Below are 22,510 nucleotides of genomic sequence, written 5' to 3'. Positions count from 1 at the left end.
TTCGGCGGAACTCATTTCACGCCCCGGATTCGGTGCCGACCTCGACCGCGGTGAGCGCGTCGCCGACCAGGCCGGCGGCCAGCGTGTTGCCGCCGGACGGATCGATCAGCAGGAAGCTGCCGGTGTGGCGGTTGACGCGGTAGTCGTCGGCCGCGACCGGGTCGGCCACGCGGATCGAGATGCGGCCGATGTCGTTGAGGGACAGGGATTCCGGGGCGGGGTCGGCGGCGAGATTCTGCTCGTCGAAGCGTTCGATGAGCGCACCGACGATGGCCTGGGTGGTGCGGGTGCCGTGTTTGAGGAGCAGGCGGGCGCCGGGCCGCAGGGGGCGGTCGCCGAGCCAGCAGACGGTGGCGTCGAAGGCGTCGATCGGCTCGGGGGCGTCGACAGCGGAGACGATCGTATCGCCCCGGGAGACGTCCACGTCGTCGGCCAGGATCAGGGTGACGCTGCGGCCGGGCTGGGCGGCGGGCAGCTCGCCGTCGGGGGTGTCGATCCGCTCGATGGTGGTCCGCACGCCGGAGGGCAGCACCACGACCGCGTCGCCCTTGGCCGCCACACCGGCGGCGACCTGTCCGGCGTAACCGCGATAATCCGGATATTCGGCGGTGCGCGGGCGGATCACGTACTGCACCGGGAAGCGCAGCCCGATGGAATGCCGCCCCGAACTGTCGGCATCAACCGGCACCGATTCCAGGTGCTCGATCAGCGAGGGCCCGTCGTAGAACGGGGTGTTGCGCGACCGGGAGGCGATATTGTCCCCGTGCAGCGCCGAGACCGGAATCGCCACGACATCGTCGGCCTCCCAGCCCAATCGGGCGGTCAGCTCGGCGAATTCGGCCGAGATCCGCTCGAAGACACCGGCCGCGTCATCGACCAGATCGATCTTGTTCACGGCCAGCACCAGCCGCGGCACGCCCAGCAGTGCCATCACCGCGGCGTGGCGGCGGGTCTGCTCGATCACACCCTTGCGCGCGTCCACCAGCAGGATCACCAGCTGCGCCGTCGACGCGCCCGAAACCGTATTGCGCGTGTACTGCACATGCCCGGGCGTATCGGCGAGCACGAAGGATCGAGTGGGCGTGGCGAAGTAGCGGTAGGCCACATCGATGGTGATGCCCTGCTCCCGCTCGGCGCGCAGGCCGTCGACCAGCAGCGAAAGATCCGGTGTCGCAAGGCCCTTGTCGACCGAGGCGCGGGTGACCGCGTCGATCTGGTCGGCCAGCACCGATTTCGTGTCGTAGAGCAGGCGTCCGACCAGTGTGGACTTGCCGTCGTCGACGCTGCCGGCGGTGGCCAGTCGGAGTAGGTCGGACATCAGAAATAACCCTCTCGCTTGCGGTCTTCCATCGCGGCCTCCGAGACCCGGTCGTCGCCTCGGGTCGCGCCTCGTTCGGTGAGCCGGGACGCGGCCACTTCGGCCAGGATCTCGGCATTGGTGGCGGCGGTGGAAAGGATTGCGCCGGTGGAGGATCCGTCTCCGACGGTGCGGTAGCGCACCGACTGGATCAACAGCTCCTCGTCCTCGCGCGGCCCGCCCCACACGCCGGGCGTCATCCACATGCCGTCGCGCTGGTATACCGGGCGCTCATGGGCGTAGTAGATCGACGCCAGATCGACGTTCTCGCGCGCGATGTAGCGCCAGATGTCGAGCTCGGTCCAGTTGCTCAGCGGGAACACCCGCACATGCTCACCGGGCGCGTGCCGCCCGTTGTACAGGTTCCACAGCTCCGGCCGCTGCCGCTTGGGATCCCAGCGCCCGAACGCGTCCCGCAGCGAGAAGATGCGCTCCTTGGCCCGCGAGCGCTCCTCGTCGCGGCGGCCACCGCCGAAGACCGCGTCGAACCGGTTCTCGGCGATGGCATCCAGCAGCGGCACGGTCTGCAGCGGATTGCGAATGCCATCGGGCCGCTCGGTCAGCCGTCCATCGGCCAGATACTGCTCGACCGAGGCGACATGCAGCCGCAGCCCGTACTTCGCCACCACCCGGTCACGGAACTCGAGCACCTCGGGCAGATTGTGCCCGGTGTCCACGTGCAGCAGCGCGAACGGCAGCGGCGCGGGCCAGAACGCCTTGAGCGCCAGATGCAGCAGCACGGTGGAGTCCTTGCCGCCGGAGAACAGGATCACCGGCCGCTCGAATTCCCCCGCTACCTCGCGGAAAATGTGGATCGACTCCGACTCGAGCGCGGCCAGCGTGTCGAAGTCGGTATCGGTGGCTGTGAGAGTCATGATTGATGCAACCCGCATTCGGTCTTGGCGAGGCCAGCCCAGCGGCCGCTTCGCGGATCGGCTCCCGGTTCCGGCTTCCGTGTGCACGGAGCGCAACCGATGGACGGATATCCCTCTTCCACAAGGGGATTGACGAGGATGCCGTGTTCGGCGATGTAGTCGGACATGGCGTCGTCGGACCACGCGGCGATCGGGTTGATCTTCACCAGGCCGAACGCCTCGTCGAAGGAGATCAGGGGGGCGTTGGCGCGGGTGGGCGCCTCGACGCGGCGGATGCCGGTGACCCAGGCGTTGTAGCCGGACAGCGAGCGCTGCAGGGGGACCACCTTGCGCAGGCGGCAGCATTCGTTGGGTTCGCGGGCGAACAGATCCTTGCCCAGCAGCGAATCCTGTTCGGCGACGGTGTGTTCGGGGGTCACGTTGATCACGTTGACGCCATAGACGGCCTCGACGGCGTCGCGGGTGCCGATGGTCTCGGCGAAGTGGTAGCCGGTGTCGAGGAACAGCACGTCCACGCCCGGATGCACCTGTGCGGCGAGATGGACCAGCACCGCGTCCTGCATATTGGAGGCCACGATGTAGCCGGAGCCGAAGGTGTCCTCGGTCCACCGCAGCAGCTCGAGGGCCGAGGCATCCGGACCCAGTTGTGCCGCACCGTCTTCGGCGATCTTCCGCAGCTCGTCCTCGGACAGCTTCTCCAGAGTGGTTGCCATAGCTGATATCTCCCGTTACCGAAGGTCGGCCTCGTCGGCGCGGACAGCCCACTGCGCGAACCGCTCGCCGGAGTCGCGGTTCTTCACGAAATTGCGCACCACGCGCTCGATGTAGTCGCCGAGTTCGTCGCTGGTCACCTTGTGCTGACGCAACTTTCGCCCGAAGGCACTGTCGAACCCGAGGCTGCCACCCAGATGAACCTGGAAGCCCTCGACCTGATTCCCGTGGCCGTCGTCGACCAGCTGGCCCTTGAAGCCGATATCGGCGATCTGGGCGCGGGCGCAGGAGTTGGGGCAGCCGTTGATGTTGATGGTGATCGGCACGTCCAGCTGCGCGTTGATATCGGCCAGTCGCTGTTCGAGCTCGGGGGCGAGCACCTGGGACCGCTTGCGGGTCTCCACGAAGGACAGCTTGCAGAACTCGATACCGCTGCACGCCACCAGATTTCGCCGCCACACCGACGGGCGCGCCTGCAGGCCGAGGGCGTCCAGTTCCGCGATGAGCGTCTCGACCTTGTCGTCGGGGACATCGAGCACGACCAACTTCTGGTACGGGGTGAAGCGCACCCGATCCGAACCCGCCCGCTCGGCCGCATCGGCGACCTTGGTGAGGATCGTGCCCGATACGCGTCCGGCGATGGGGGAGAAACCGACCGCGTTGAGCCCGTTGCGCAGCCGCTGTACACCGACGTGATCGACGATCTGGGTGGGCTTTTCGGGCGCGGGCCCATCGATCAGCTTGCGCTCGAGGTATTCGTCCTCGAGCACCTGCCGGAACTTCTCGATGCCCCAGTCCTTGACCAGGAACTTGATCCGGGCCTTGGTGCGCAGCCGCCGATAGCCGTAGTCGCGGTAGAGCGCGACGATGCCCTCCCACACATCCGGCACCTCCTCCAGCGGCACCCACGCGCCGAGCCGCTGGGCCAGCATCGGATTGGTCGACAGGCCACCGCCGACCCAGACGTCCAGGCCCGGGCCGTGTTCGGGATGTTCGACGCCGATGAAGGCCACGTCGTTGATCTCGTGGGCCACGTCCTGCTGGCCGGAGATGGCGGTCTTGAACTTGCGCGGCAGGTTGGAGTAACGCTTGTCGCCGATGTAGCGGCGCACGATCTCGTCGATGGCCGGGGTCGGGTCGAGCACCTCGCCGAGCGACTCACCGGCCAGTGGGGAACCGAGCACGACGCGCGGGCAGTCGCCGCACGCCTCGGTGGTTTTCAGGCCCACATCCTCGAGCCGCCGCCAGATCTCGGGGACGTTCTCGATCTCGATCCAGTGGTACTGGACGTTTTCCCGGTCGGACAGATCGGCGGTGTCGCGGGCGAATTCGGTGGAGATGCCCGCGATCGTGCGCAGCTGGGCCAGGTTCAGCGCACCCGCGTCGCAGCGCACCCGCATCATGAAGTAGCGGGCCTCGAGGATGTCGATGTTCTCGTCGCCGGTCCAGGTGCCGTCGTAGCCCTGCTCGCGCTGGGTATACAGGCCCCACCAGCGGAACCGGCCGCGCAGATCGGCCTTGTCGATGGAGTCGAAACCGCCCTTGCTGTAGATGTTTTCGATGCGGGCGCGGACGTTGAGCGGGTTGTCGTCCTTCTTGCTCTGCTCGTTCGGGTTGAGCGGCTCGCGGTAGCCGAGCGCCCATTGACCTTCGGATTTGCGGCGAACGGGCTTGCCGGTGCGCTCACGCGGACCGGCCGGAACCTCGGCACGGCGGGGGCGGTCGGGCCGGACACGGCGCTCGCTGCCCGGCTTGGCGTTGGACGGGGTGTGACCGGCGTCGGTGCTCGACGTCATGGGGTCGCTCCTGCGGGATGGTGATCAGGCCTTGCGGCAGGCGGGAGGGGCTGGCTCACGCCTTCGGTATTTCGCGGCCGGGGAAGAGGGCGTCGAGACGGGGACGCCGAAACCGGGGCAGGGACGAGCTACCGGAGGCGATCCGGCAGACAGCTGGCACTGCACACGCGCTTGAAGTCGACGTGGCGACGCGCCACCAATCGCACTCCAAGTCCGGTCATGGAGCTTATTGTGCCATGTCAGCGGGGCCATTCCGACCGGCCCGGGGTATTTTCCGCAAAAACGAGGGAAATTCCCTGGACGCCCGACCTAATTTGTGAGATGGGTCATAGCCGGGCGCGTTGACCTCGAGTGCGCTCGAGGGCTCATGATCGTCGCCATGACGACAATTGCCCCATCCGATGCCGACCTCGCCGCGATCCGCGAGGTGGTCGCGACCGTCGACCATGCCCAGCGCAACGAACTGGTCGACGAGTTCATCGGACTGTTCCACCCCCAGGCGATCTGGACCACCGGCGCCGGGAAGCTGCTCCTCGGCCGCGACGCGATCGCCGAGTTCACCGCGCAGGTGCTGCCGGGTGCGACCGCGAACGGGCATGCGACCTATGAGATCGTCCACATCCGCTTCGTCCGCCCGGACGTCGCCGCGGTCAAGATCCGCCAGCGGTACTTTCGCCTCGACGGCACCCTCGATTCCGAGGGCAGTCCGCTGTATGTGATGACCAAGGAGGACGGGCGCTGGCTGCTGACCGTCTGCCAGAACACGCCGGTGCAGGACCACTGACCGGCCCGGACGCACCGCACACCGGGGCGGTCGGCAGACTGGAACCGTGACCTCGACCGATACTTCCGCAGATTTCCGCCCGCCCGCCCCGGCCGAGGTGGAGCGGCCGGTGCTGCGGGATTTCGGGGGCGGGCCGTTCGGTATCTACGTGCATGTGCCGTTCTGCGCGACCCGGTGCGGGTACTGCGATTTCAATACCTATACCGCCGGGGAATTGGGCAGTTCCGCCTCGCCGCAGTCGTGGTTGAACGCGCTGCGCGGGGAGTTGGCCGAGGCGGCAAGGGTTTTCGGGGAGCTGCCGAGTGCGCAGCCGCCGGTGGCGACGGTCTTCGTGGGCGGGGGCACGCCCTCGCTGCTGGGCGGGGACGGGCTGGCGCGGGTGCTCGAGGCCGTGCGCGACAACTTCACCCTGGCCACCGATGCCGAGGTGACCACCGAGTCGAATCCCGAATCGACCTCACCGGGGTTCTTCGAGCGACTGCGGGCGGCCGGGTACACCCGGGTGTCGCTGGGCATGCAGTCGGCGGCCGAGCATGTGCTGAGGGTGCTCGACCGCACGCATACCCCGGGCCGCGCGGTGGCCGCCGCGCGGGAGGCGCGGGCGGCGGGTTTCGAGCACGTCAATCTGGATCTCATCTACGGCACCCCGGGCGAGCGTGACGGTGATCTCGATGCCAGCCTCGATGCGGTGCTCGCCGCGGGTGTCGATCACGTGTCGGCCTATTCGCTCATCGTCGAGGACGGGACCGCGCTGGCCCGCAAGGTGCGCCGCGGCGAACTGCCCGCGCCCGAGGAGGACGTGCTCGCCGCCCGCTACGAGCGGATCGACGCCCGGCTGGCCGCCGCGGGGCTGGACTGGTACGAGGTGTCCAATTGGGCGGCAGGCGATTCGGCGCGCTGCCGCCACAACCTCGGGTACTGGGACGGTGGCGACTGGCTGGGGGCGGGGCCGGGTGCGCACAGTCATCTGGGCGGTGTGCGCTGGTGGAATGTCAAACATCCGGCGCGCTATGCCGCACGGGTCGCCGACGGTGGTCTGCCCGTGGCCGGGTGGGAGGCGCTGACCGGCGAGGAGCGGCATACCGAGCGGGTGATGCTGACCGTGCGGCTGCGCACCGGGCTACCCCTGCCCGATCTCGCCCCGGCGGAACGACTCGCGGCCGAGCGGGTGGTCGCCGACGGTCTCGCCGTCATCGCCGCCGATCGTCTGATCCTCACCGATCGTGGCCGCCTGCTCGCCGACGCGGTGGTGCGCGACCTGCTGACCGCCGTCGATTAGCTGTTCGGGCGGTGGCGACCGTCCCGATACGTGCGAACGCGGACAAGTTTGAGACGTTGAGCTGTTCCGGAGCACGTGGTGGGCGTAGGGTCCGAGATGACCCCGAGGAGTCCCATGTCCCAGGCACGCCGTGTCACCCTTGTCCACGACCAGAGCGATTTCGCCGAGGCCAGAGCCGCTGAGAAGGCCGAGTCCGCCCGTTTGGGCGCGCTGGCCGCCCGGGCGGTTGCGAGCCACTCCACCGATGCGGACGACTGCGTCCGCCTGCTGACCATGTTGGGCCTGGACGCGCAGGCCGGCCGGGACTCGCTCGTGGACTGAGCCGCGCATTCGGTTCGCTCGCCTGCTAGCACTGCACTAGCGCGGGTGCTAACTATTCGCGATCCTGGACTTAAACTGGATCTCGGATGAACCGGGGATCCGCGCGATCGCGGCTGCTGTGGGGCGGTCGCGTGCCCCGGGCGGACCCGATGGCGAGCGAGGAGGTGGGACCTATGTCGAGCACCGAACAGCGGCGACTCGAGGTCCTGCGTGCGATCGTCGCGGACTACATCGCGACCAAGGAACCGATCGGCTCGAAGACCCTGGTCGAGCGGCACAACCTGGGCGTGTCCAGTGCGACCGTGCGCAACGATATGGCGGTGCTGGAGGCCGAGGGCTACATCACCCAGCCGCACACCAGCTCCGGCCGGATTCCGACCGACAAGGGCTACCGGCAGTTCGTCGACAACATCGCCGAGGTCAAGCCGCTGTCCACGGCCGAGCGCCGGGCCATCCTCGATTTCCTGGAGAACGGCGTCGATCTCGACGACGTGCTGCGGCGCGGCGTGCGATTACTGGCCCAGCTGACTCGCCAGGTCGCGATGGTCCAGTATCCGACGGTGTCGGCGTCGACCGTGCGGCATATCGAGGTGGTCGCGCTCAATCCGGCGCGGCTGCTGCTGGTGGTGATCACCGACACCGGCCGGGTCGATCAGCGCCTGGTGGATCTGGGCGCGGTGATCGACGACGAGGATCTGGCGGCCCTGCGCGGACTGCTCGGCAAGGCCATGGACGGCAAGCGCCTGGCCGCGGCCTCGGCCGCCATCGCCGAGCTGCCCGAGCATGCGCCCACCCGGCTGCGCGACGTGCTCGTGCGGGTGGCGACGGTGCTGGTGGAGACGCTGGTCGAGCATCCCGAGGAGCGGCTCGTACTCGGCGGCACCGCCAATCTCACTCGCAACGCCAACGATTTCGGCGTCTTCCCCGGATCGCTGCGCGCGGTCCTGGAGGCGCTCGAGGAGCAGGTGATCGTGCTGAAACTGCTTGCCGCGGCACAGCAGCCGGGCATGGTCACCGTGCAAATCGGTGAGGAGACCCAGGTCGAGCAGATGCGCGGAACCTCCGTCGTCTCGACCGGGTACGGTGTGCCGGGCGCGGTGCTCGGCGCCATGGGGGTACTGGGTCCGACCCGGATGGACTACCCCGGGACCATCGCTTCGGTCGCCGCGGTCGCCCGTTACATCGGCGAGGTGCTCGCCGAACGATGAGCGATTCGCGGCATGGTTCGGCTGTGGAGCGGGACAGATGCGATACACCTTCGGAACAGGACTAGAAGAGACACAAGTGGCACGGGACTACTACGGAATCCTCGGCGTCGGGCGCAACGCGTCCGACCAGGAGATCAAGCGCGCCTACCGTCGGCTGGCGCGGGAATTGCACCCCGACGTCAACCCGGATCCGGACGCGCAGGAAAAGTTCCGGGATGTGTCGGCGGCGTATGAGGTGCTCAGCGATCCGGAGAAGCGGCGCATCGTCGATATGGGCGGCGATCCGCTGGAAACCGGCGGCTCGGGCGGCTCCGGTTTCGCGACCGGATTCGGCGGCCTGGGCGATGTGTTCGAGGCGTTCTTCGGCGGGATGAACTCGGCCGGTCCGCGCAAGCCGCGCGGGCGGGTGCAGCCGGGTGCGGATTCGCTGCTGCGGACGCGGCTTTCGCTGGCCGAATGCGCGGTCGGGGTGACCAAGCATCTGACCGTCGACACCGCGGTGCTGTGTGATCTGTGTCAGGGTTCGGGCACCAATGGCAACTCCAAGCCGGTGCGCTGTGAGACCTGTGGCGGCGCGGGCGAGATTCAGACCGTGCAGCGGTCGTTCCTGGGCCAGGTGATGACCTCCCGGCCGTGCCCGACCTGCCGCGGCGCGGGCGAGACCATTCCCGATCCGTGCCGCAAGTGCGGCGGTGACGGCCGGGTGCGGGCGCGCCGCGAGATCGCCGCGCCGATTCCGGCCGGTGTGGCCAACGGCATGCGGGTGCGGCTGGCCGCGCAGGGCGAGGTCGGTCCCGGCGGCGGCCCGGCCGGTGATCTGTATGTCGAGATCGTCGAGCAGCCGCACGACACCTTCGTCCGCGACGGCGACGATCTGCACTGCACGATTCGGGTGCCGATGGTCGAGGCCGCCCTGGGCGCGACGGTCGTCATCGACACGATTCTGGACGGACCGACCGAACTGACCATCCCGCCGGGCACCCAGCCGGGTGAGGTGTCGGTGCTGCGCGGGCACGGCATGCCGAAGCTGCGCTCGAGCGCGCGCGGCGATCTGATCGCGCATCTGGACATCGTGGTGCCCACCAAACTCGACGCCAAGCAGACCGATCTGCTGCGCAAGTACAAGGCGCTGCGCGGCAACGAGCGCACCGAGGTGCTGTCGGCGCAGTCCGAACACAACAGCGGCCTGTTCGCCCGACTACGAGCCTCCTTCAGCGGGCGCTGAGTGGCCGCGACGGTTTTCTATCTCGACGACATTCCCGAGCCCGGCGGCGTCGCGGTGCTCGACGGTCCCGAGGGCCGTCATGCCGCGACCGTCCGGCGCATCCGGGTCGGCGAGCCCATCACGCTGTCCGACGGCGCGGGTCTGCTCGCCGACTCCGAGGTCGTCGCGACCGGTAAGGATCGGCTGGAGCTGAAGGTCCTGAGTCGCAGCGTGGCCCAGCCGGTTTCGCCGCCGGTGACCGTCGTGCAGGCGCTGCCGAAGTCGGATCGCTCCGAGCTGGCCGTCGAGTTGATGACCGAGGCCGGGGCCGACACGATCGTGCCCTGGCAGGCTTCTCGCTGCGTCGCGAACTGGGAAGGTAAGGCGCGCAAGGGCGTCGACAAGTGGCGCGCGGCGGCGCGGTCGGCCGCACGGCAGTCCCGCCGCGCCCGGATTCCCGAGGTGACCGAGTTGTATCGCACCGCGGACGTGCTGGAGCTGGTGCGAGAGGTCAAGGGCGACAACGGTGTTGTCGCCGCGCTGCACGAATCGGGCACTGCCCGTTTCGTCGATCTGCCCCTGGCCACGGCGTCGCGAGTGGTGCTGATCGTCGGCCCCGAGGGCGGGTTGGACGACAGCGAATTGTCCGCCCTGGCCGCGGCGGGGGCCGAGGTGGTGCTGCTCGGACCGACCGTGTTGCGCACCTCCACGGCGGCGGCGGTCGCGCTCGGCGCGCTGGGCGCGCTCACGCCGCGCTGGTAGGCCGCGTTTCGCACCAATCCCAGGATTGCCCCGCTCCGAAGACTTGGCGGTAAGGCAATTTCCATCCGGCAGGAAGGTGCGTATATGAGGACGTCCAGGATTGGTTGTGGGGTCGCCGCGTTCGGGGTGTTCGCGGCACTGCTGGGGGCCGGGCCCGCGTCGGCGGAGTCGGATTCCGAGGGTGAGAAGGCCACACTGGAGGTCGCGACGGAGGAGGTCGAGCCTGCCACCGCCGCCCGGGTCACAGTCACCTACAGCTGTGAGGAGGCGACCGCCGCGACGTTGACCGTGACGGTGACGCAGGGTGAGCCCGAAGAAGAGGACGTTCCCCTCGCCGAGGTGACCCAGGAGGTGGACTGCTCCGAGGAAGAGACCACCGAGACGCTGACCGCGACGGTCGGGGAATTCAGCGATCCCCTGGACAAGTCGGAGCCGGTGACCATCGAGGCCGAGCTCGAGGATGCCGAGGGCGAGACGCTGGCGACGTTCGTGGAGGAGGGCGTCGAATTCGTCCAGCCCGCCATGGAGGAGGAACAGACCACGACGAACGAGACATAAAGCCTCCTCGTCGGTCCGCGGGCGGTCGGGCAGTCTCCGGCTCGACCGCTCAGCGCGGTTCGAGGACCACGATCGGTATGCGACGCCTGCCCGCGGACTTCTGATAGAACGCGTAGCCCGGGAAGGCATCGACCAAGCGGGTCCAAAGCTGTTCTCGCTCAGCCCCATCGGCGATGCGCGCCCGAACCGGACGCACCTCGGACCCGATCCGGATGGTGGTGTCCGGGTGGGCGCGCAGGTTGAAATACCACGCCGGGTGGGTCGGCTGCCCCGCCTTCGAGGCCGCCACCACCACCGAATCGCCGTAGTCGAGATAGATCACCGGGGAGGTGCGGCGAACGCCGCTGCGCGCGCCGACGTGATCCAGCAACAGAATTCGCGCACCGGGCCAGCCCGGCAATCGTCCGCCGACCTTGCCGTTCGTCCGGCGATACAACGCCACATGCACCTTCGACGATCGTCGGCCCAGATAGACCCCGCGAGTGGTGAACCGCGTGCTGGCGGCAACCAGCCGCGCCATGATCGACATACGTCCATTGGATCGCATGATGGCAATTTCTTACAGAGATTTGGCAGCGCTGTGGCGGTCTGTCGATCATCGGATTCACCCGATCGCGGCCAAGTACTCCCCGTAGAACAACGCCAGCCCGAAGGCCGCCGCGATCCCGCCCAGCAACCAGAAGCGGATGATCACCGTGGTCTCCGCCCACTGGCCCAGTTCGAAATGGTGGTGGAAGGGGGCCATTTTGAACAGGCGGCGGCGGGTGGTGCGGAAGACGACTATTTGGAGCAGGACCGAGAGGATTTCGGCGAAGAAGACCGCGCCGACGACCACCATGAGGAGTTCGGTTCGGGTGGTGATGGACAGGCCGGCCAGCAGGCCGCCCAGGGCCATGGAGCCGGTGTCGCCCATGAAGATCTTCGCGGGAGCGGCGTTCCACCAGAGGAAGCCGACGCAGGCCGCGGCACCGGCGGCGCAGACCAGCGACAGGTCCAGGGGGTCGCGGACGTGATAGCAGCCGACGCCGGGTTTGGTGGCGCAGGCGTTGCTGTATTGCCAGAAGGTGATGATGGTGTAGGCGCCGAGCGCGAAACCCATGGTGCCGGCGGCCAAACCGTCCAGGCCGTCGGTGAGGTTCACGGCGTTGGACCAGGCGACCACCAGGAAGCAGACCCAGAGCAGGAAGATGACCACCCAGAAGGAGAGGGTGGCGTCGTCGCGGACGAAGGACAGGTGGCGACTGCCGGGGGTCAGGCCGGTATTGCTCGGGAAGCGCAGGGCGAGTAGGCCGAAGACGACCGCGGCGGCCAGTTGGCCGACGTATTTGCCCTTGGCGGTGAGGCCGAGGTTGCGTCGTTTGCGGAGTTTGATGAAGTCGTCGAGGAAGCCGACCACGCCCAGGGCGGTGGCCAGGGCCAGGACGAGCAGGCCGGAGGCGGTGGGGCCCTCGGCGTGGTAGCGGATTCCGATCAGGTGGGAGCCGAGGTAACCGGCCCACATGCCCACGATGATCGCGATGCCGCCCATGGTGGGGGTGCCGCGCTTGGACTGGTGGCTGGCGGGTCCGTCGACGCGGATCTCCTGACCGAGCCGCCGCTGAGCGAACAGCTTGATCAACAACGGGGTCAATGTGATCGATACCGCCAGCGCGATCATCGCCGAGAACAGGATTTGCCTCATCGAGATCAGATATTAACCAAGATCAGGGGCGGATTCTCCGGCTGGTGGCGTCGAGTCGTTGGCGCCGAGGACCTTTCGCCGCTCCGGTTCCGTGCGGCGAGCCAGGTACGTGGCCGAAAAGGCCCCGGCCGCGAGGAGAACTCCCGCATAGACGGTCAATCCCGTCCAGCCGTGCCGCGCGTAGAAAATGCCCGCCGCGCCACCCGCGACGGAACTGCCGAGGTAGTAGAAGAACAGATAGAGCGACGAGGCGGCGGCGCGGTTGTGCCGGGCGGCGGTGCCCACCCAGGCGCTGGCGATGGAATGGGCCGCGAAAAAGCCCATGGTGCAGAGCAATACGCCCACCACGATGGTCGGGAGGCGGTCGGGGAGGGTCAGCGCCAGCCCGGCGGCCATCGCCACGAGTGCGACGGCCAGCACGCGGGGGCGGCCCAGCCGGTCGGACAGGCGGCCCGCGACGGCCGAGGACGCGGTGCCGCCGAGATAGAGCACGAACACCAGACCCGCTGTGGCGGCGGACAATCCGAACGGCTCGTGGACCAGCCGGTAGCCCAGGAAGTTGTACACCGATACGAAGCCGCCCACGAGCAGGAACGCCAGTGCGAACAGCGCGAGCAGCGTGCCGTGGCGCAGATGTCCGGTCAGATCCCTTGTCAGCGTGGCGATGTCGAGCGATCGCGGGGCGAATCCGCGCGACTGCGGCAGTTCGCGCACGAACAACACCGTGCACAGTGCCGCCGCGACCCCGACCGCCGCCGCGCCCCAGCGCCACGACGCACCCTCGAGGACGAACGCCGGAATGAGCCGTCCGGCCAGCCCGCCCACACTGGTCCCCGCGACGTATACGCCCATGGCCGCGCCGAGCCCGCCGGTCCCGATCTCCTCGGCCAGATACGCCATCGCGACCGCGGGGACCCCGGCCAGCGCCAGACCCTGCAGCGCCCGCCCGGCCAGCAGCACCTCGAGATTCGGGCTCAGCGGCACCAGCAGCCCGATGATCGCCGCCGCGACGGCGGAGGTGATCATCACCCGGGTGCGGCCGAACCGGCCGGACAGCACGCTCACCGGGACGATCGCCAGTGCCAGCGTGCCGGTGGTGAGCGAGACCGCCAGCGCCGCGTGCGCCGGCGTCGCGTCGAAGGCGGCCGAGAGGCTGGGCAGCAGGGCTTGGGCGCTGTACATCGAGGCGAAGGTGGTCAGGCCCGCCGCGAAGAGCGACAGCGTGATCTTGCGCTCGTGGGTGGTATCGGCGGGGGCGGTCACGACGGTCATAAGGTCAGCATGGGCAGGTTCGCTTTCGAAAGGAAATGCATAATAGAAGCGGTTTACATGCAATCTCTGTATTAGCGCTGGTGCCGGACTGGGAGGCAACATGCCGAGTGACGATTTGCACTGGCTGCTCACCCTCGCCGAGCTGGAACACGTCGGTGCGGCGGCCGAGCGGCTGCACGTATCGCAGCCGACGCTGTCGCGAATGCTGGCCCGGCTGGAGCGGCGGCTCGGGGTGGCGCTGTTCGATCGGCACGGCAAGCGCCTGGCGCTCAACGATTTCGGCCGCATCTACTACGAACACGCCCGCCGGGCGCAGGCCGAACTCGATGCCGCGGGGCGCGAGCTGGCCGACCTGGCCGATCCGGCCATGGGGGTGGTGCGGCTGTCGTTTCTGCACTCCTTCGGCGCGCGACTGGTGCCGGAGCTGATCGCGGGATTCCGGCGGGGGTCGGGCCGGATCACCTTCACGCTCAGCCAGGACGCCGCCCAGGTGGTCACCGCCCGGGTGCTCGACGGGTCGGCCGATCTGGGGCTGGTCTCGCCGAAACCGGACGCGGCCGGGCTGGGCTGGCGCACGCTGCTGCGGCAGCGGCTGGCGTTGGCCGTGCCCGCCGATCATCGGCTGGCCGGGCGGCGGCAGGTGCGGCTGGTCGAGGCCGCCGATGCCGAATTCGTCGCCATGCATCCCGGGTTCGGGATGCGGCGCATCCTCGACGAGCTCTGTGCGGCAGCGGATTTTCGGCCGCGGATCGGGCTGGAGTCCAGTGATCTGGTGACCGTCGCGGGGCTGGTCGCCGCGGGCCTGGGGGTGGCGGTGCTGCCCCTGGAGGAAGCGCCGGTGCGTGGGCCCGCTCCCGGGCCGGTCCTGGTCCCGCTCGCCGACCCCGGCGCCGCGCGGGCCGTGGGATTGATCTGGTCGGCCGATTCCGCGGCCTCGGAGGCGGTCCGGCGGTTCCGGGGCTACGCATTCGAGTGGGCGCAGCGATGACCGGTGCGCCGAATTTCGTTCAAACCTCCTGGCGAAATCTGGAACCGCCTCGTGACCTGCGGGTTGCCACTTATTCACTGGGCGCTGTCGGTCGTCCGCGTTAAACTTTCATCACACAGAAGCACTCGTTCGAGACCGGAAAGCAGGCCATAGCCACTATTGCGAACTCAAGGTGAATTCGGCGACCCGACAACTCCTACGGCCGGCCTCGGCGTCGGCGGCGACGATTCGGGTCCCGCCGCACGGACCGTGCGTTCCAGCATCGAACTTGCCCCTGAATCCGTCTTCGGCTTCCTCGGATCGGCCGACGAGAATCTGCGCGAACTCGAGCGGCTGCTCGACGCGGACATCCATGTCCGCGGCAATGCGGTCACCCTCACCGGCAAGGCCGCCGACGTGGCGCTGGCCGAGCGGGTCGTGGAGCAGCTGGTCGCGCTGACCGGCCGCAACCGGGTGGTCACCCCGGAGGCGGTGCGGCACACGTACTCCATGCTCACCGAGGGATCGTCGGATTCCCCGGCCGAGGTGCTGAGCCTGGACATCCTGTCGCGGCGGGGCAAGACGATTCGGCCCAAGACGCTCAACCAGAAGCGCTACGTCGATGCCATCGACGCGCATACGGTCGTGTTCGGCATCGGCCCGGCCGGTACCGGCAAGACGTATCTGGCCGTCGCCAAGGCCGTGCAGGCGCTGCAGAGCAAGCAGGTGACGCGGATCATCCTGACCCGTCCCGCGGTGGAGGCGGGGGAGCGGCTGGGCTTCCTGCCGGGCACGCTCAACGAGAAGATCGATCCGTATCTGCGGCCGCTCTACGACTCGCTGCACGACATGATGGATCCGGAGGCGATTCCGAAGCTCATGCAGTCCGGCGTGATCGAGGTCGCGCCGCTGGCCTACATGCGCGGTCGCAGCCTCAACGATTCGTTCATCATCCTGGACGAGGCGCAGAACACCACGCCCGAGCAGATGAAGATGTTCCTGACCCGCCTGGGCTTCGGCTCCAAGATCGTGGTCACCGGCGACATCACCCAGATCGATCTGCCCGGCGGCACCCAGTCCGGCCTGCGGGTGGTCAGCGACATCCTGTCCGACGTCGAGGACATCCACTTCGCCGAACTCACCTCGAGCGATGTGGTCCGCCACCGCCTGGTCGCGGAGATCGTCGACGCCTACGGCCGCTACGAGGCCGAAACGCGACCGAATGTGGCGGCGCACTATCCGGGCAACCGCGCCCAGCGCCGGGCGGCGGAGCGGTCGGGGCGTCGCTGAATCCTCGCCTTGCATCGCGCTGCGCGGCACGGCGAGGGAAAAGAGTAGGCGTCGCTGCGGGGGAGTGAGGCGTTGCTGCCGGGAAGCAAGGCGTTGCTGCGGGGAAGCAAGGCGTCGCTGCGGGGGAGCAAGGCGACGTTGCGGGGGAGCAAGGCGACGTTGCGGGGGAGGCAGGGCGTCGCTGAGTCCTCGCCGTGCGCCGCGCTGCGCTGCACGACGAGGAAACGAGGTGGGGTGGCGCTGCGGGGGAGTGAGGCCACGCTGTGAGGCAGTAGGGGCTGTGGGGAAATAAGGGCTGTGGGGAAGTAAGGCGCTGAGAGGGAGTAAGGCGACGTTGCGGGGAGGTGGGGCGTCGCGGTGCGGCCTCCCCTGTTCCTCGCTTCGCAGCGCAGCGCGATGCGAAGCGAGGGCCTTGCGGTGACATAAGCTGTGGCCCGTGAGTATCGAGATCGCCAACGAGTCGGGTATGGATGTATCCGAGGAAGAGCTGGTCAGTGTCGCGCGGTTTGTGATCGGCCAGATGGATGTGCATCCGGCGGCCGAGCTGTCGATGGTGCTGGTCGATCTCGACACCATGGCCGATCTGCATATGCGGTGGATGGATTTGCCGGGGCCCACCGATGTGATGTCGTTCCCGATGGACGAGTTGGAGCCGGGTGGGCGGCCCGACAGTGCCGAGCCGGGGCCGTCGATGCTCGGCGACATCGTGCTGTGCCCGGAGTTCGCGGCCGCGCAGGCAGTCAAGGCGGGGCATTCCCTCGATCACGAGCTGGCGCTGCTCACCGTGCACGGCGTCCTCCATCTGCTCGGTTACGACCATGCCGAGCCGGAGGAGGAGAAGGAGATGTTCGGCCTGCAGGGCCAGCTGCTCGCCGACTGGTACGAGAGCCTGCGCGAGGCGCAGCGCCGTGCCGAACTCGCCGAGCGCGACCGCAGGCTGCTGGGCAAGACCGGGTTCACCGACGCCGGTGATCCCTTGGACCCGGCGTGAATTCGCTGCTCCTGCTGCTCCTGGCGATCTTGCTGGTTCCGGTGGGCGGCATCTTCGCGGCCCTCGACGCGGCGCTGGTCACCATCTCCCCGGCCCGCGTCGAGGATCTGGTGCGCGCCGACCGCGCGGGCGCGCGGCGACTGGCCCGCCTGGTGGTCGATCGGCCCCGCTATGTGAACCTCATGGTGCTGCTACGCCTGACCTGCGAAATCACCGCGACCGTACTACTGGCCGCCGCCCTCGACGACCATCTGTCCGCGGGCTGGGCGCTGTTGATCACCGCGGTGACGATGGTCGTGGTCGACTACATGGTCATCGGCGTCGGCCCCCGCACGCTCGGCCGCCAGCACGCCTACTCGATCGCACTCGGCGCGAGCCTGCCGCTGCAGGCCATCGGCGCGCTGCTCGGGCCGGTGAGCCGGTTGCTCATCGTCCTCGGTAATGCCATCACCCCCGGTAAGGGATTTCGCAACGGCCCCTTCGCCTCCGAGATCGAGCTGCGTGAGGTCGTGGACATGGCCCAGCAGAGCGGCGTGGTCGACTCCGAGGAACGTCGGATGATCCAGTCGGTCTTCGAACTCGGCGACACCCTCGCCCGTGCCGTCATGGTGCCGCGCACCGAGATGGTGTGGATCGAGGCGGACAAGACCGCGGCGCAGGCGATGTCGTTGGCCGTGCGGTCCGGGCATTCGCGCATCCCGGTTATCGGCGAGAACGTCGACGACATCCTCGGCGTGGTCTATCTGAAAGACCTTGTGCCCTATGCCGATCGGGGTAAGAAGGTGCGGGTGCGCGAGGTGATGCGCCCGGCGGTGTTCGTCCCCGACTCCAAGCCGCTCGACGCGCTGCTCGACGAGATGCAGCGCCGCCGCAACCATATGGCGCTGCTGGTCGACGAATACGGCGGCATCGCGGGCCTGGTGACCATCGAGGATGTGCTCGAGGAGATCGTCGGCGAGATCGCCGACGAGTACGACACCGACGAGATCGCGCCGATCGAGGAGCTCGGCAACGGCAAATACCGGGTGTCGGCACGACTTTCGGTGGAGGATCTGGGCGAGCTGTTCGGGATGGAGATCGACGAGGAGGACGTCGACACCGTCGGCGGCCTGCTCGCGCACGCGCTGGGCCGGGTGCCGCTGCCCGGCTCGAAGGCCGTGGTGCACGGACTGCAGCTGCGCGGTGAGGGCGGCGCCGATGCGCGCGGGCGGGTCCGGGTGCACACGGTGGTGGTGAAGCGGGCGCCCGAAAAGCCCGCGGAGAAGGTCGAACCCGAGCGTAACGGGGCCGAGCCCGGCCGGACTCCGGGCCACGAGGATGGAGATGGCGATGAGTGAACGCGCGGGCAACGGCCTGGACGCGGAGGACAACAAGCTGCTGGTGCTGGCGCGCGGCGCGCTGGGCCGCACGGGCGGCACGAGCGGTGCGGCCGTGCGGGATACCGACGGGCGTACCTACGCCGCGGGCGAGGTGGCATTGACCGCCCTGCGGCTCACCGCATTGCAGTCGGCGGTCGCGGCCGCGATCTCCAGCGGCGCCGAGGGTTTCGAGGCGGCGGTGGTGATGGGCGGGCAGCTGCGCGATCCCGGCGTGGCCGCGGTGCACGAGGTCTCCCCGTCGGCGCGGATCATCTTCACCGACCGCAGCGGCGCGATCTACGACACCGTCGAGGACCCCGAGGTGTCCGCATGAGCGACGAATTCCGTTCCGGCTTCGTCTGTTTCGTCGGCCGCCCCAATACCGGCAAGTCCACCCTGACCAATGCGATGGTGGGTCAGAAGATCGCGATCACCTCCTCGCGCCCGCAGACCACCCGCCACACCATCCGCGGCATCGTCCATCGCGAGCACGCCCAGCTGATCCTGGTCGACACCCCCGGCCTGCACCGGCCCCGCACGCTGCTGGGCCAGCGGCTCAACGATCTGGTGCGCGACACCTACTCCGAGGTCGACGTCATCGCGATCTGCATTCCCGCCGACGAGAAGATCGGACCGGGCGATCGCTGGATCGTGCAGCAGGTCAGGCAGATGGCGCCGAAGACGACCCTGATCGGCGTGGTCACCAAGATCGACAAGGTGGGCCGCGACCAGGTCGCCGAACAGCTGCTGGCGGTCTCGCAGCTGCTGGGACCCGAGGCCGAAGTGGTCCCGGTGTCGGCGGTCAAGGGCGAGCAGGTCGAGGTCCTCATCGACGTCATCGCCTCGAAAATGCCCGAGGGCCCGGCCTTCTACCCCGACGGGGAGCTGACCGACGAGCCCGAGGAAACCCTCATGGCCGAGCTCATCCGCGAGGCCGCGCTCGAGGGCGTGCGTGACGAACTGCCGCACTCGCTCGCGGTGGTCATCGAAGAGGTGCTCCCGCGCGAGGAGACCGAGGGGATGCTCGACGTACACGCCATCCTCTACGTCGAGCGGCCCAGCCAGAAGGCGATCATCATCGGCAAGGGCGGGGCCCGGCTCAAGGAGGTCGGCACCGCCGCCCGCAAGCAGATCGAACGCATCCTGGGCACGCGCATCTATCTGCACCTGCACGTCAAGGTCGCCAAGGATTGGCAGCGTGACCCCAAGCAACTGCGCAAGCTGGGCTTCTGATCACACCGACGTCGTCACCAGGGCGTATCACTCCCACCAGGGCTCGGGGCGGTGCCGTTGCCAGCGCAGTTCCGATTCCAGCTGGGCCGCGACCGAAACCAGCAGCGGCTCCGAACACGCCGGGCCCATGAGCTGCGCGCCGACGGGCAGTCCGGCCGCGGTGAATCCGGCGGGCACGTTGACGCTCGGCCAGCCCAGGACGTTCCACGGCCAGGTGTAGGGGCAGGCGGCGGTGATGAGCGCGTCGGTGGCCGCGACGCTCAGGCCCTTCATGGCCTCGACCGCTGGTGGCGGGGTCGCGGTGGTGGGTGCGAGGACCAGATCGTAGTCGTCGAAGAAGCGGCCGATGCGCTTGTGCAGCAACGGTTCCGCCGCGCGGGCGGCGGCCAGTGCCGGACCGCCCAGGAACAGGCCCATCGTCGCGTTGAAGCGGGTGCGCGAATCGACCTGCGCGCCGGTCAGTTTCGCCAGTTCGGCACGGATACCGGCCATCGAGCGGGGCAGGAAGCTCGCCCCCAGCAGGACGCCGTAGTGCAGTTCGGCGACGGTCACCTCGTGTCCCAGCCGCCGCAGCACGCCCGCGACACCGTGCACCCGCGCGGCGATCTCCCGGTCGAGCGCGGTCCGGGTGGCGGTGAACGGAATGCGCAGCGACAGCGCGATTTTCAGTCGTCTCGGATCGCGGCCCACCGCATCGGAGACGGTGACCTCCGGCGGGGTGTGCCGGTCGCCCGGATGCGCCCCGGCGGCCACGTCCAGCAGCAGCGCCGCGTCGGCGACCGTGCGCGCCAGCGGTCCGTGCACGGTCAGCCCGTGGAAGGATTCGGGCAGCGGCCAGGTGGAGATGCGCCCGCGCTGCGGTTTGATGCCGACCAGGTTCGTCCACGAGGCGGGGATGCGGACCGATCCGGCGCCGTCGGAACCCAGGGCGGCCGGGACCAATCCGGCCGCCACCGCGGCGGCCGAACCGCCGGAGGATCCGCCGGGGGTGTGCCCGGCGCTCCACGGATTGCGGGTGTAGCCGAACGCCGCGGCGTCGGTGAACGGCCACTGGCCGATTTCGCAGGTATTGGTCTTGCCGACGATCACCGCGCCCGCCGCGCGCAGCCGCCGCACCACCTCGGCATCCTCGGTCTTGGCCGGGAAACTGCCACCACAGCCGAACGCCGTTGGCTCGCCGACGATATCGGTGTCATCCTTGATCGCGATCGGCACGCCGAGCAGCGGCAGGCGTTCGCCCGCGGCCACCCGCCGGTCCGCCTCTGCGGCCTCGGCGAGGGCGCGCTCGCGGCGCACGATCCGAAACGCGTTGAGGCTGCCGCCGCTGGCCTCGATGCGATCGAGCGCGTCCGTGGTCGCCGCCACCGAGGTGGTGCTGCCCTGAGTGATCGCGGCCGCCAGTTCGGCCAGTCCGAGGTCGCGGGTGGACGCCGTGGTCATATGTGATCTCCGTCTCGTGACTCCTGCTCCGAACGGTAACCTGGAGTTGGTCAATCGTCCACATAGGCACGCTGACGTGCGCCGTTTTCGAATTGTGATGTCCGCGCGCGGCGTTTTCCCAGGATCGGGCAAATTCCACCCACCCGCGAACGGTCCGACGGGCCTACCATGCATTCGCGTGAAGTGGATGTCCCGGGCATTCGGCTCGAAAGAGCTGCCGTTGCAATTGCGTTCGGCGCTGGAGTCGGACGGCATCGTCGTATTCGGCCCGATCAGTGGATCGGTGGCGCGGCGCAGCTATCGGACGGCACTGCACTACGCCTCCTCGAGCTGGACCGATATCGCGGCGGGCACGGTGGCGATGAGTAAACGCCGGTTGGTCGTCTGGGGCAATCGGGAGGCGCTGGTCGACGTTCCGCTCGGCCATCCGGCGGTGACGATGGAACTGCAGGGCTCGGAGCGGATGCTGGTCGAGGCCGACAACTTCGGCATCGACCGCAGCCGGACCGGATGGACCACGCTGCTGCTGCGCACGATCCACGCGCCGCGCATCGAACAGCTCTACAGCGAGAATCGGGACGATCGGGCCTGAGGGTTCCCCCACCTCGTCGGACGGGCATGGGAGGATGGGCCCGTGCGTTTGTATCGGGACCATGCGATAGTGCTGCGCCAGCACAAGCTCGGCGAGGCCGATCGCATCGTCACGCTGCTCACGCGCCAGCACGGCCTGGTCCGGGCGGTGGCCAAGGGGGTGCGGCGCACGCGGTCGAAGTTCGGGGCGCGGCTCGAGCCGTTCGCCTATGTCGACATCCAGCTCTATCCCGGCCGCAATCTCGACACCGTCACCCAGGTGCACACGGTGGAGGCGTTCGCCGCCGACATCGTCGCCGATTACGGCCGCTACACCACCGCCTGCGCGGTGCTCGAGACCGCCGAACGCCTCGCCGGTGAGGAGCGCGCCCCCGCACCGCGGCTGCACACCCTGACCGCGGGCGCCCTGCGCGCCATCGCAGCCAAACACCGTCCGCACGAGCTGGTCCTGGACGCATTCCTGTTGCGCGCCATGGGTTTCGCGGGCTGGGCCCCCGCCCTGGACGAATGCGCCCGCTGCGCCACCCCCGGCCCGCACCGCGCCTTCCACGTGGCGGCCGGGGGAGCGGTCTGCGTGCACTGCCGACCACCCGGCTCGGCCACCCCAGCCCTGGGCGTGCTGGAGCTGATGAGCGCCCTCTATCGCGGCGACTGGTCCGGCCTGGACGTCGTGCCCGAGGGTGTGCGCCGCCAGGCCAGCGGCCTCACCGCGGCGCATCTGCAATGGCATCTGGAACGCCAGCTGCGCACTCTGCCGCTGATCGAGCGCTCCCGCCCGCATGCGACGGCAGAGGAGGCCGAGAGCCGGGTCGGCTGAGCCGGGCGCGCGGAT

24 protein-coding genes are annotated in these 22,510 nt (G+C 68.8%); 15 read left to right on the top strand and 9 right to left on the bottom strand.

What is annotated here, in order from left to right:
- Nucleotides 1-16: 16 nt before the first annotated feature.
- The 5 genes from NDR87_RS09275 to NDR87_RS37855 all read right to left on the bottom strand — a co-directional run bounded on the left by NDR87_RS09275 (nucleotide 17) and on the right by NDR87_RS37855 (nucleotide 4,960).
- Nucleotides 17-1,318 (bottom strand): sulfate adenylyltransferase subunit 1, encoded by a 1,302-nt coding sequence (locus NDR87_RS09275; RefSeq protein WP_251910719.1) that lies wholly within the window; start codon nucleotides 1,316-1,318, stop codon nucleotides 17-19.
- On the bottom strand, nucleotides 1,318-2,250 hold the full coding sequence (gene cysD / locus NDR87_RS09270; RefSeq protein WP_251910718.1) for a sulfate adenylyltransferase subunit CysD: 933 nt from the start codon (nucleotides 2,248-2,250) through the stop codon (nucleotides 1,318-1,320). The genes NDR87_RS09275 and cysD overlap by 1 nt, the downstream gene beginning before the upstream one ends.
- The gene (locus NDR87_RS09265; RefSeq protein ID WP_251910717.1) at nucleotides 2,229-2,945 is read right to left on the bottom strand and encodes a phosphoadenylyl-sulfate reductase; all 717 of its coding nucleotides are present in this window, start codon (nucleotides 2,943-2,945) and stop codon (nucleotides 2,229-2,231) included. The genes cysD and NDR87_RS09265 overlap by 22 nt, the downstream gene beginning before the upstream one ends.
- 15 nt (nucleotides 2,946-2,960) lie before the next feature.
- Nucleotides 2,961-4,739 carry a nitrite/sulfite reductase gene (locus NDR87_RS09260; RefSeq protein ID WP_251910716.1) on the bottom strand — a complete coding sequence of 593 codons (1,779 nt, stop codon included), beginning with the start codon at nucleotides 4,737-4,739 and terminating at the stop codon, nucleotides 2,961-2,963.
- A gap of 128 nt (nucleotides 4,740-4,867) precedes the next feature.
- Nucleotides 4,868-4,960: an Ms4527A family Cys-rich leader peptide gene (locus tag NDR87_RS37855; protein ID WP_368854180.1), complete on the bottom strand. Its 93-nt coding sequence runs from the start codon at nucleotides 4,958-4,960 to the stop codon at nucleotides 4,868-4,870.
- 158 nt (nucleotides 4,961-5,118) lie between these two features.
- Between NDR87_RS37855 and NDR87_RS09255 the strand changes: the two genes are divergently transcribed.
- The 7 genes from NDR87_RS09255 (at nucleotide 5,119) to NDR87_RS09225 (ending at nucleotide 10,855) form a co-directional block, all read left to right on the top strand.
- The gene (locus tag NDR87_RS09255; RefSeq protein ID WP_251910715.1) at nucleotides 5,119-5,523 is read left to right on the top strand and encodes an SgcJ/EcaC family oxidoreductase; all 405 of its coding nucleotides are present in this window, start codon (nucleotides 5,119-5,121) and stop codon (nucleotides 5,521-5,523) included.
- Between the two features lie 97 nt (nucleotides 5,524-5,620).
- Nucleotides 5,621-6,802 carry a radical SAM family heme chaperone HemW gene (hemW, locus tag NDR87_RS09250; protein ID WP_372494126.1) on the top strand — a complete coding sequence of 394 codons (1,182 nt, stop codon included), beginning with the start codon at nucleotides 5,621-5,623 and terminating at the stop codon, nucleotides 6,800-6,802.
- Between the two features lie 114 nt (nucleotides 6,803-6,916).
- Entirely contained in the window at nucleotides 6,917-7,123 is a 207-nt protein-coding gene (locus NDR87_RS09245; protein ID WP_251910714.1) for a hypothetical protein, read from the top strand.
- A gap of 173 nt (nucleotides 7,124-7,296) precedes the next feature.
- A complete protein-coding gene (hrcA, locus tag NDR87_RS09240; protein WP_251910713.1) occupies nucleotides 7,297-8,331 on the top strand; it encodes a heat-inducible transcriptional repressor HrcA in 1,035 nt (344 codons plus the stop codon).
- A gap of 76 nt (nucleotides 8,332-8,407) precedes the next feature.
- Nucleotides 8,408-9,556 (top strand): molecular chaperone DnaJ, encoded by a 1,149-nt coding sequence (gene dnaJ, locus NDR87_RS09235; RefSeq protein ID WP_251910712.1) that lies wholly within the window; start codon nucleotides 8,408-8,410, stop codon nucleotides 9,554-9,556.
- Nucleotides 9,557-10,297, top strand: coding sequence for a 16S rRNA (uracil(1498)-N(3))-methyltransferase (locus tag NDR87_RS09230; RefSeq protein ID WP_251910711.1), 741 nt, complete (start codon nucleotides 9,557-9,559; stop codon nucleotides 10,295-10,297).
- Between the two features lie 84 nt (nucleotides 10,298-10,381).
- Nucleotides 10,382-10,855, top strand: a complete 474-nt coding sequence (locus NDR87_RS09225) for a hypothetical protein (RefSeq protein ID WP_251910710.1) — start codon at nucleotides 10,382-10,384, stop codon at nucleotides 10,853-10,855.
- 49 nt (nucleotides 10,856-10,904) lie between these two features.
- Here NDR87_RS09225 and NDR87_RS09220 read toward each other — a convergent pair whose 3' ends face one another.
- From NDR87_RS09220 to NDR87_RS09210, 3 genes are all read right to left on the bottom strand, one after another.
- On the bottom strand, nucleotides 10,905-11,384 hold the full coding sequence (locus NDR87_RS09220) for a nitroreductase family deazaflavin-dependent oxidoreductase (RefSeq protein WP_251910709.1): 480 nt from the start codon (nucleotides 11,382-11,384) through the stop codon (nucleotides 10,905-10,907).
- A 75-nt stretch (nucleotides 11,385-11,459) separates the two neighbouring features.
- Nucleotides 11,460-12,536, bottom strand: coding sequence for a phospho-N-acetylmuramoyl-pentapeptide-transferase (gene mraY / locus NDR87_RS09215; protein ID WP_251910708.1), 1,077 nt, complete (start codon nucleotides 12,534-12,536; stop codon nucleotides 11,460-11,462).
- 12 nt (nucleotides 12,537-12,548) lie between these two features.
- On the bottom strand, nucleotides 12,549-13,808 hold the full coding sequence (locus tag NDR87_RS09210) for an MFS transporter (RefSeq protein ID WP_251910707.1): 1,260 nt from the start codon (nucleotides 13,806-13,808) through the stop codon (nucleotides 12,549-12,551).
- A 100-nt stretch (nucleotides 13,809-13,908) separates the two neighbouring features.
- Here NDR87_RS09210 and NDR87_RS09205 point away from each other — a divergent pair, with 100 nt between their 5' ends.
- From NDR87_RS09205 to era, 6 genes are all read left to right on the top strand, one after another.
- Nucleotides 13,909-14,796: a LysR family transcriptional regulator gene (locus NDR87_RS09205; RefSeq protein ID WP_251910706.1), complete on the top strand. Its 888-nt coding sequence runs from the start codon at nucleotides 13,909-13,911 to the stop codon at nucleotides 14,794-14,796.
- 249 nt (nucleotides 14,797-15,045) lie between these two features.
- Nucleotides 15,046-16,065, top strand: a complete 1,020-nt coding sequence (locus NDR87_RS09200; RefSeq protein WP_251910705.1) for a PhoH family protein — start codon at nucleotides 15,046-15,048, stop codon at nucleotides 16,063-16,065.
- A gap of 436 nt (nucleotides 16,066-16,501) precedes the next feature.
- Nucleotides 16,502-17,056, top strand: a complete 555-nt coding sequence (gene ybeY, locus NDR87_RS09195) for an rRNA maturation RNase YbeY (RefSeq protein ID WP_251910704.1) — start codon at nucleotides 16,502-16,504, stop codon at nucleotides 17,054-17,056.
- A complete protein-coding gene (locus NDR87_RS09190) occupies nucleotides 17,053-18,393 on the top strand; it encodes a hemolysin family protein (RefSeq protein WP_251910703.1) in 1,341 nt (446 codons plus the stop codon). Before ybeY ends, NDR87_RS09190 begins: the two co-directional genes overlap by 4 nt.
- Entirely contained in the window at nucleotides 18,386-18,748 is a 363-nt protein-coding gene (locus tag NDR87_RS09185; RefSeq protein WP_251910702.1) for a cytidine deaminase, read from the top strand. The genes NDR87_RS09190 and NDR87_RS09185 overlap by 8 nt, the downstream gene beginning before the upstream one ends.
- Nucleotides 18,745-19,647, top strand: coding sequence for a GTPase Era (gene era, locus NDR87_RS09180; RefSeq protein ID WP_251910701.1), 903 nt, complete (start codon nucleotides 18,745-18,747; stop codon nucleotides 19,645-19,647). Before NDR87_RS09185 ends, era begins: the two co-directional genes overlap by 4 nt.
- Before the next feature lie 27 nt (nucleotides 19,648-19,674).
- On the opposite strand, the gene NDR87_RS09175 is transcribed toward era, so the two are convergent.
- Nucleotides 19,675-21,087, bottom strand: a complete 1,413-nt coding sequence (locus NDR87_RS09175; protein ID WP_251910700.1) for an amidase — start codon at nucleotides 21,085-21,087, stop codon at nucleotides 19,675-19,677.
- A 178-nt stretch (nucleotides 21,088-21,265) separates the two neighbouring features.
- Between NDR87_RS09175 and NDR87_RS09170 the strand changes: the two genes are divergently transcribed.
- Together NDR87_RS09170 and recO are read left to right on the top strand one after the other, a co-directional pair.
- On the top strand, nucleotides 21,266-21,679 hold the full coding sequence (locus tag NDR87_RS09170) for a hypothetical protein (protein ID WP_251910699.1): 414 nt from the start codon (nucleotides 21,266-21,268) through the stop codon (nucleotides 21,677-21,679).
- A gap of 42 nt (nucleotides 21,680-21,721) precedes the next feature.
- The gene (gene recO / locus NDR87_RS09165) at nucleotides 21,722-22,495 is read left to right on the top strand and encodes a DNA repair protein RecO (RefSeq protein WP_251910698.1); all 774 of its coding nucleotides are present in this window, start codon (nucleotides 21,722-21,724) and stop codon (nucleotides 22,493-22,495) included.
- Nucleotides 22,496-22,510 lie beyond the last annotated feature (15 nt).

The sequence above is a fragment of the Nocardia sp. CDC159 genome (assembly GCF_023740735.1).
GTDB lineage: Bacteria > Actinomycetota > Actinomycetes > Mycobacteriales > Mycobacteriaceae > Nocardia > Nocardia pulmonis.
This window is presented reverse-complemented; position numbering and strand designations above follow the sequence as displayed.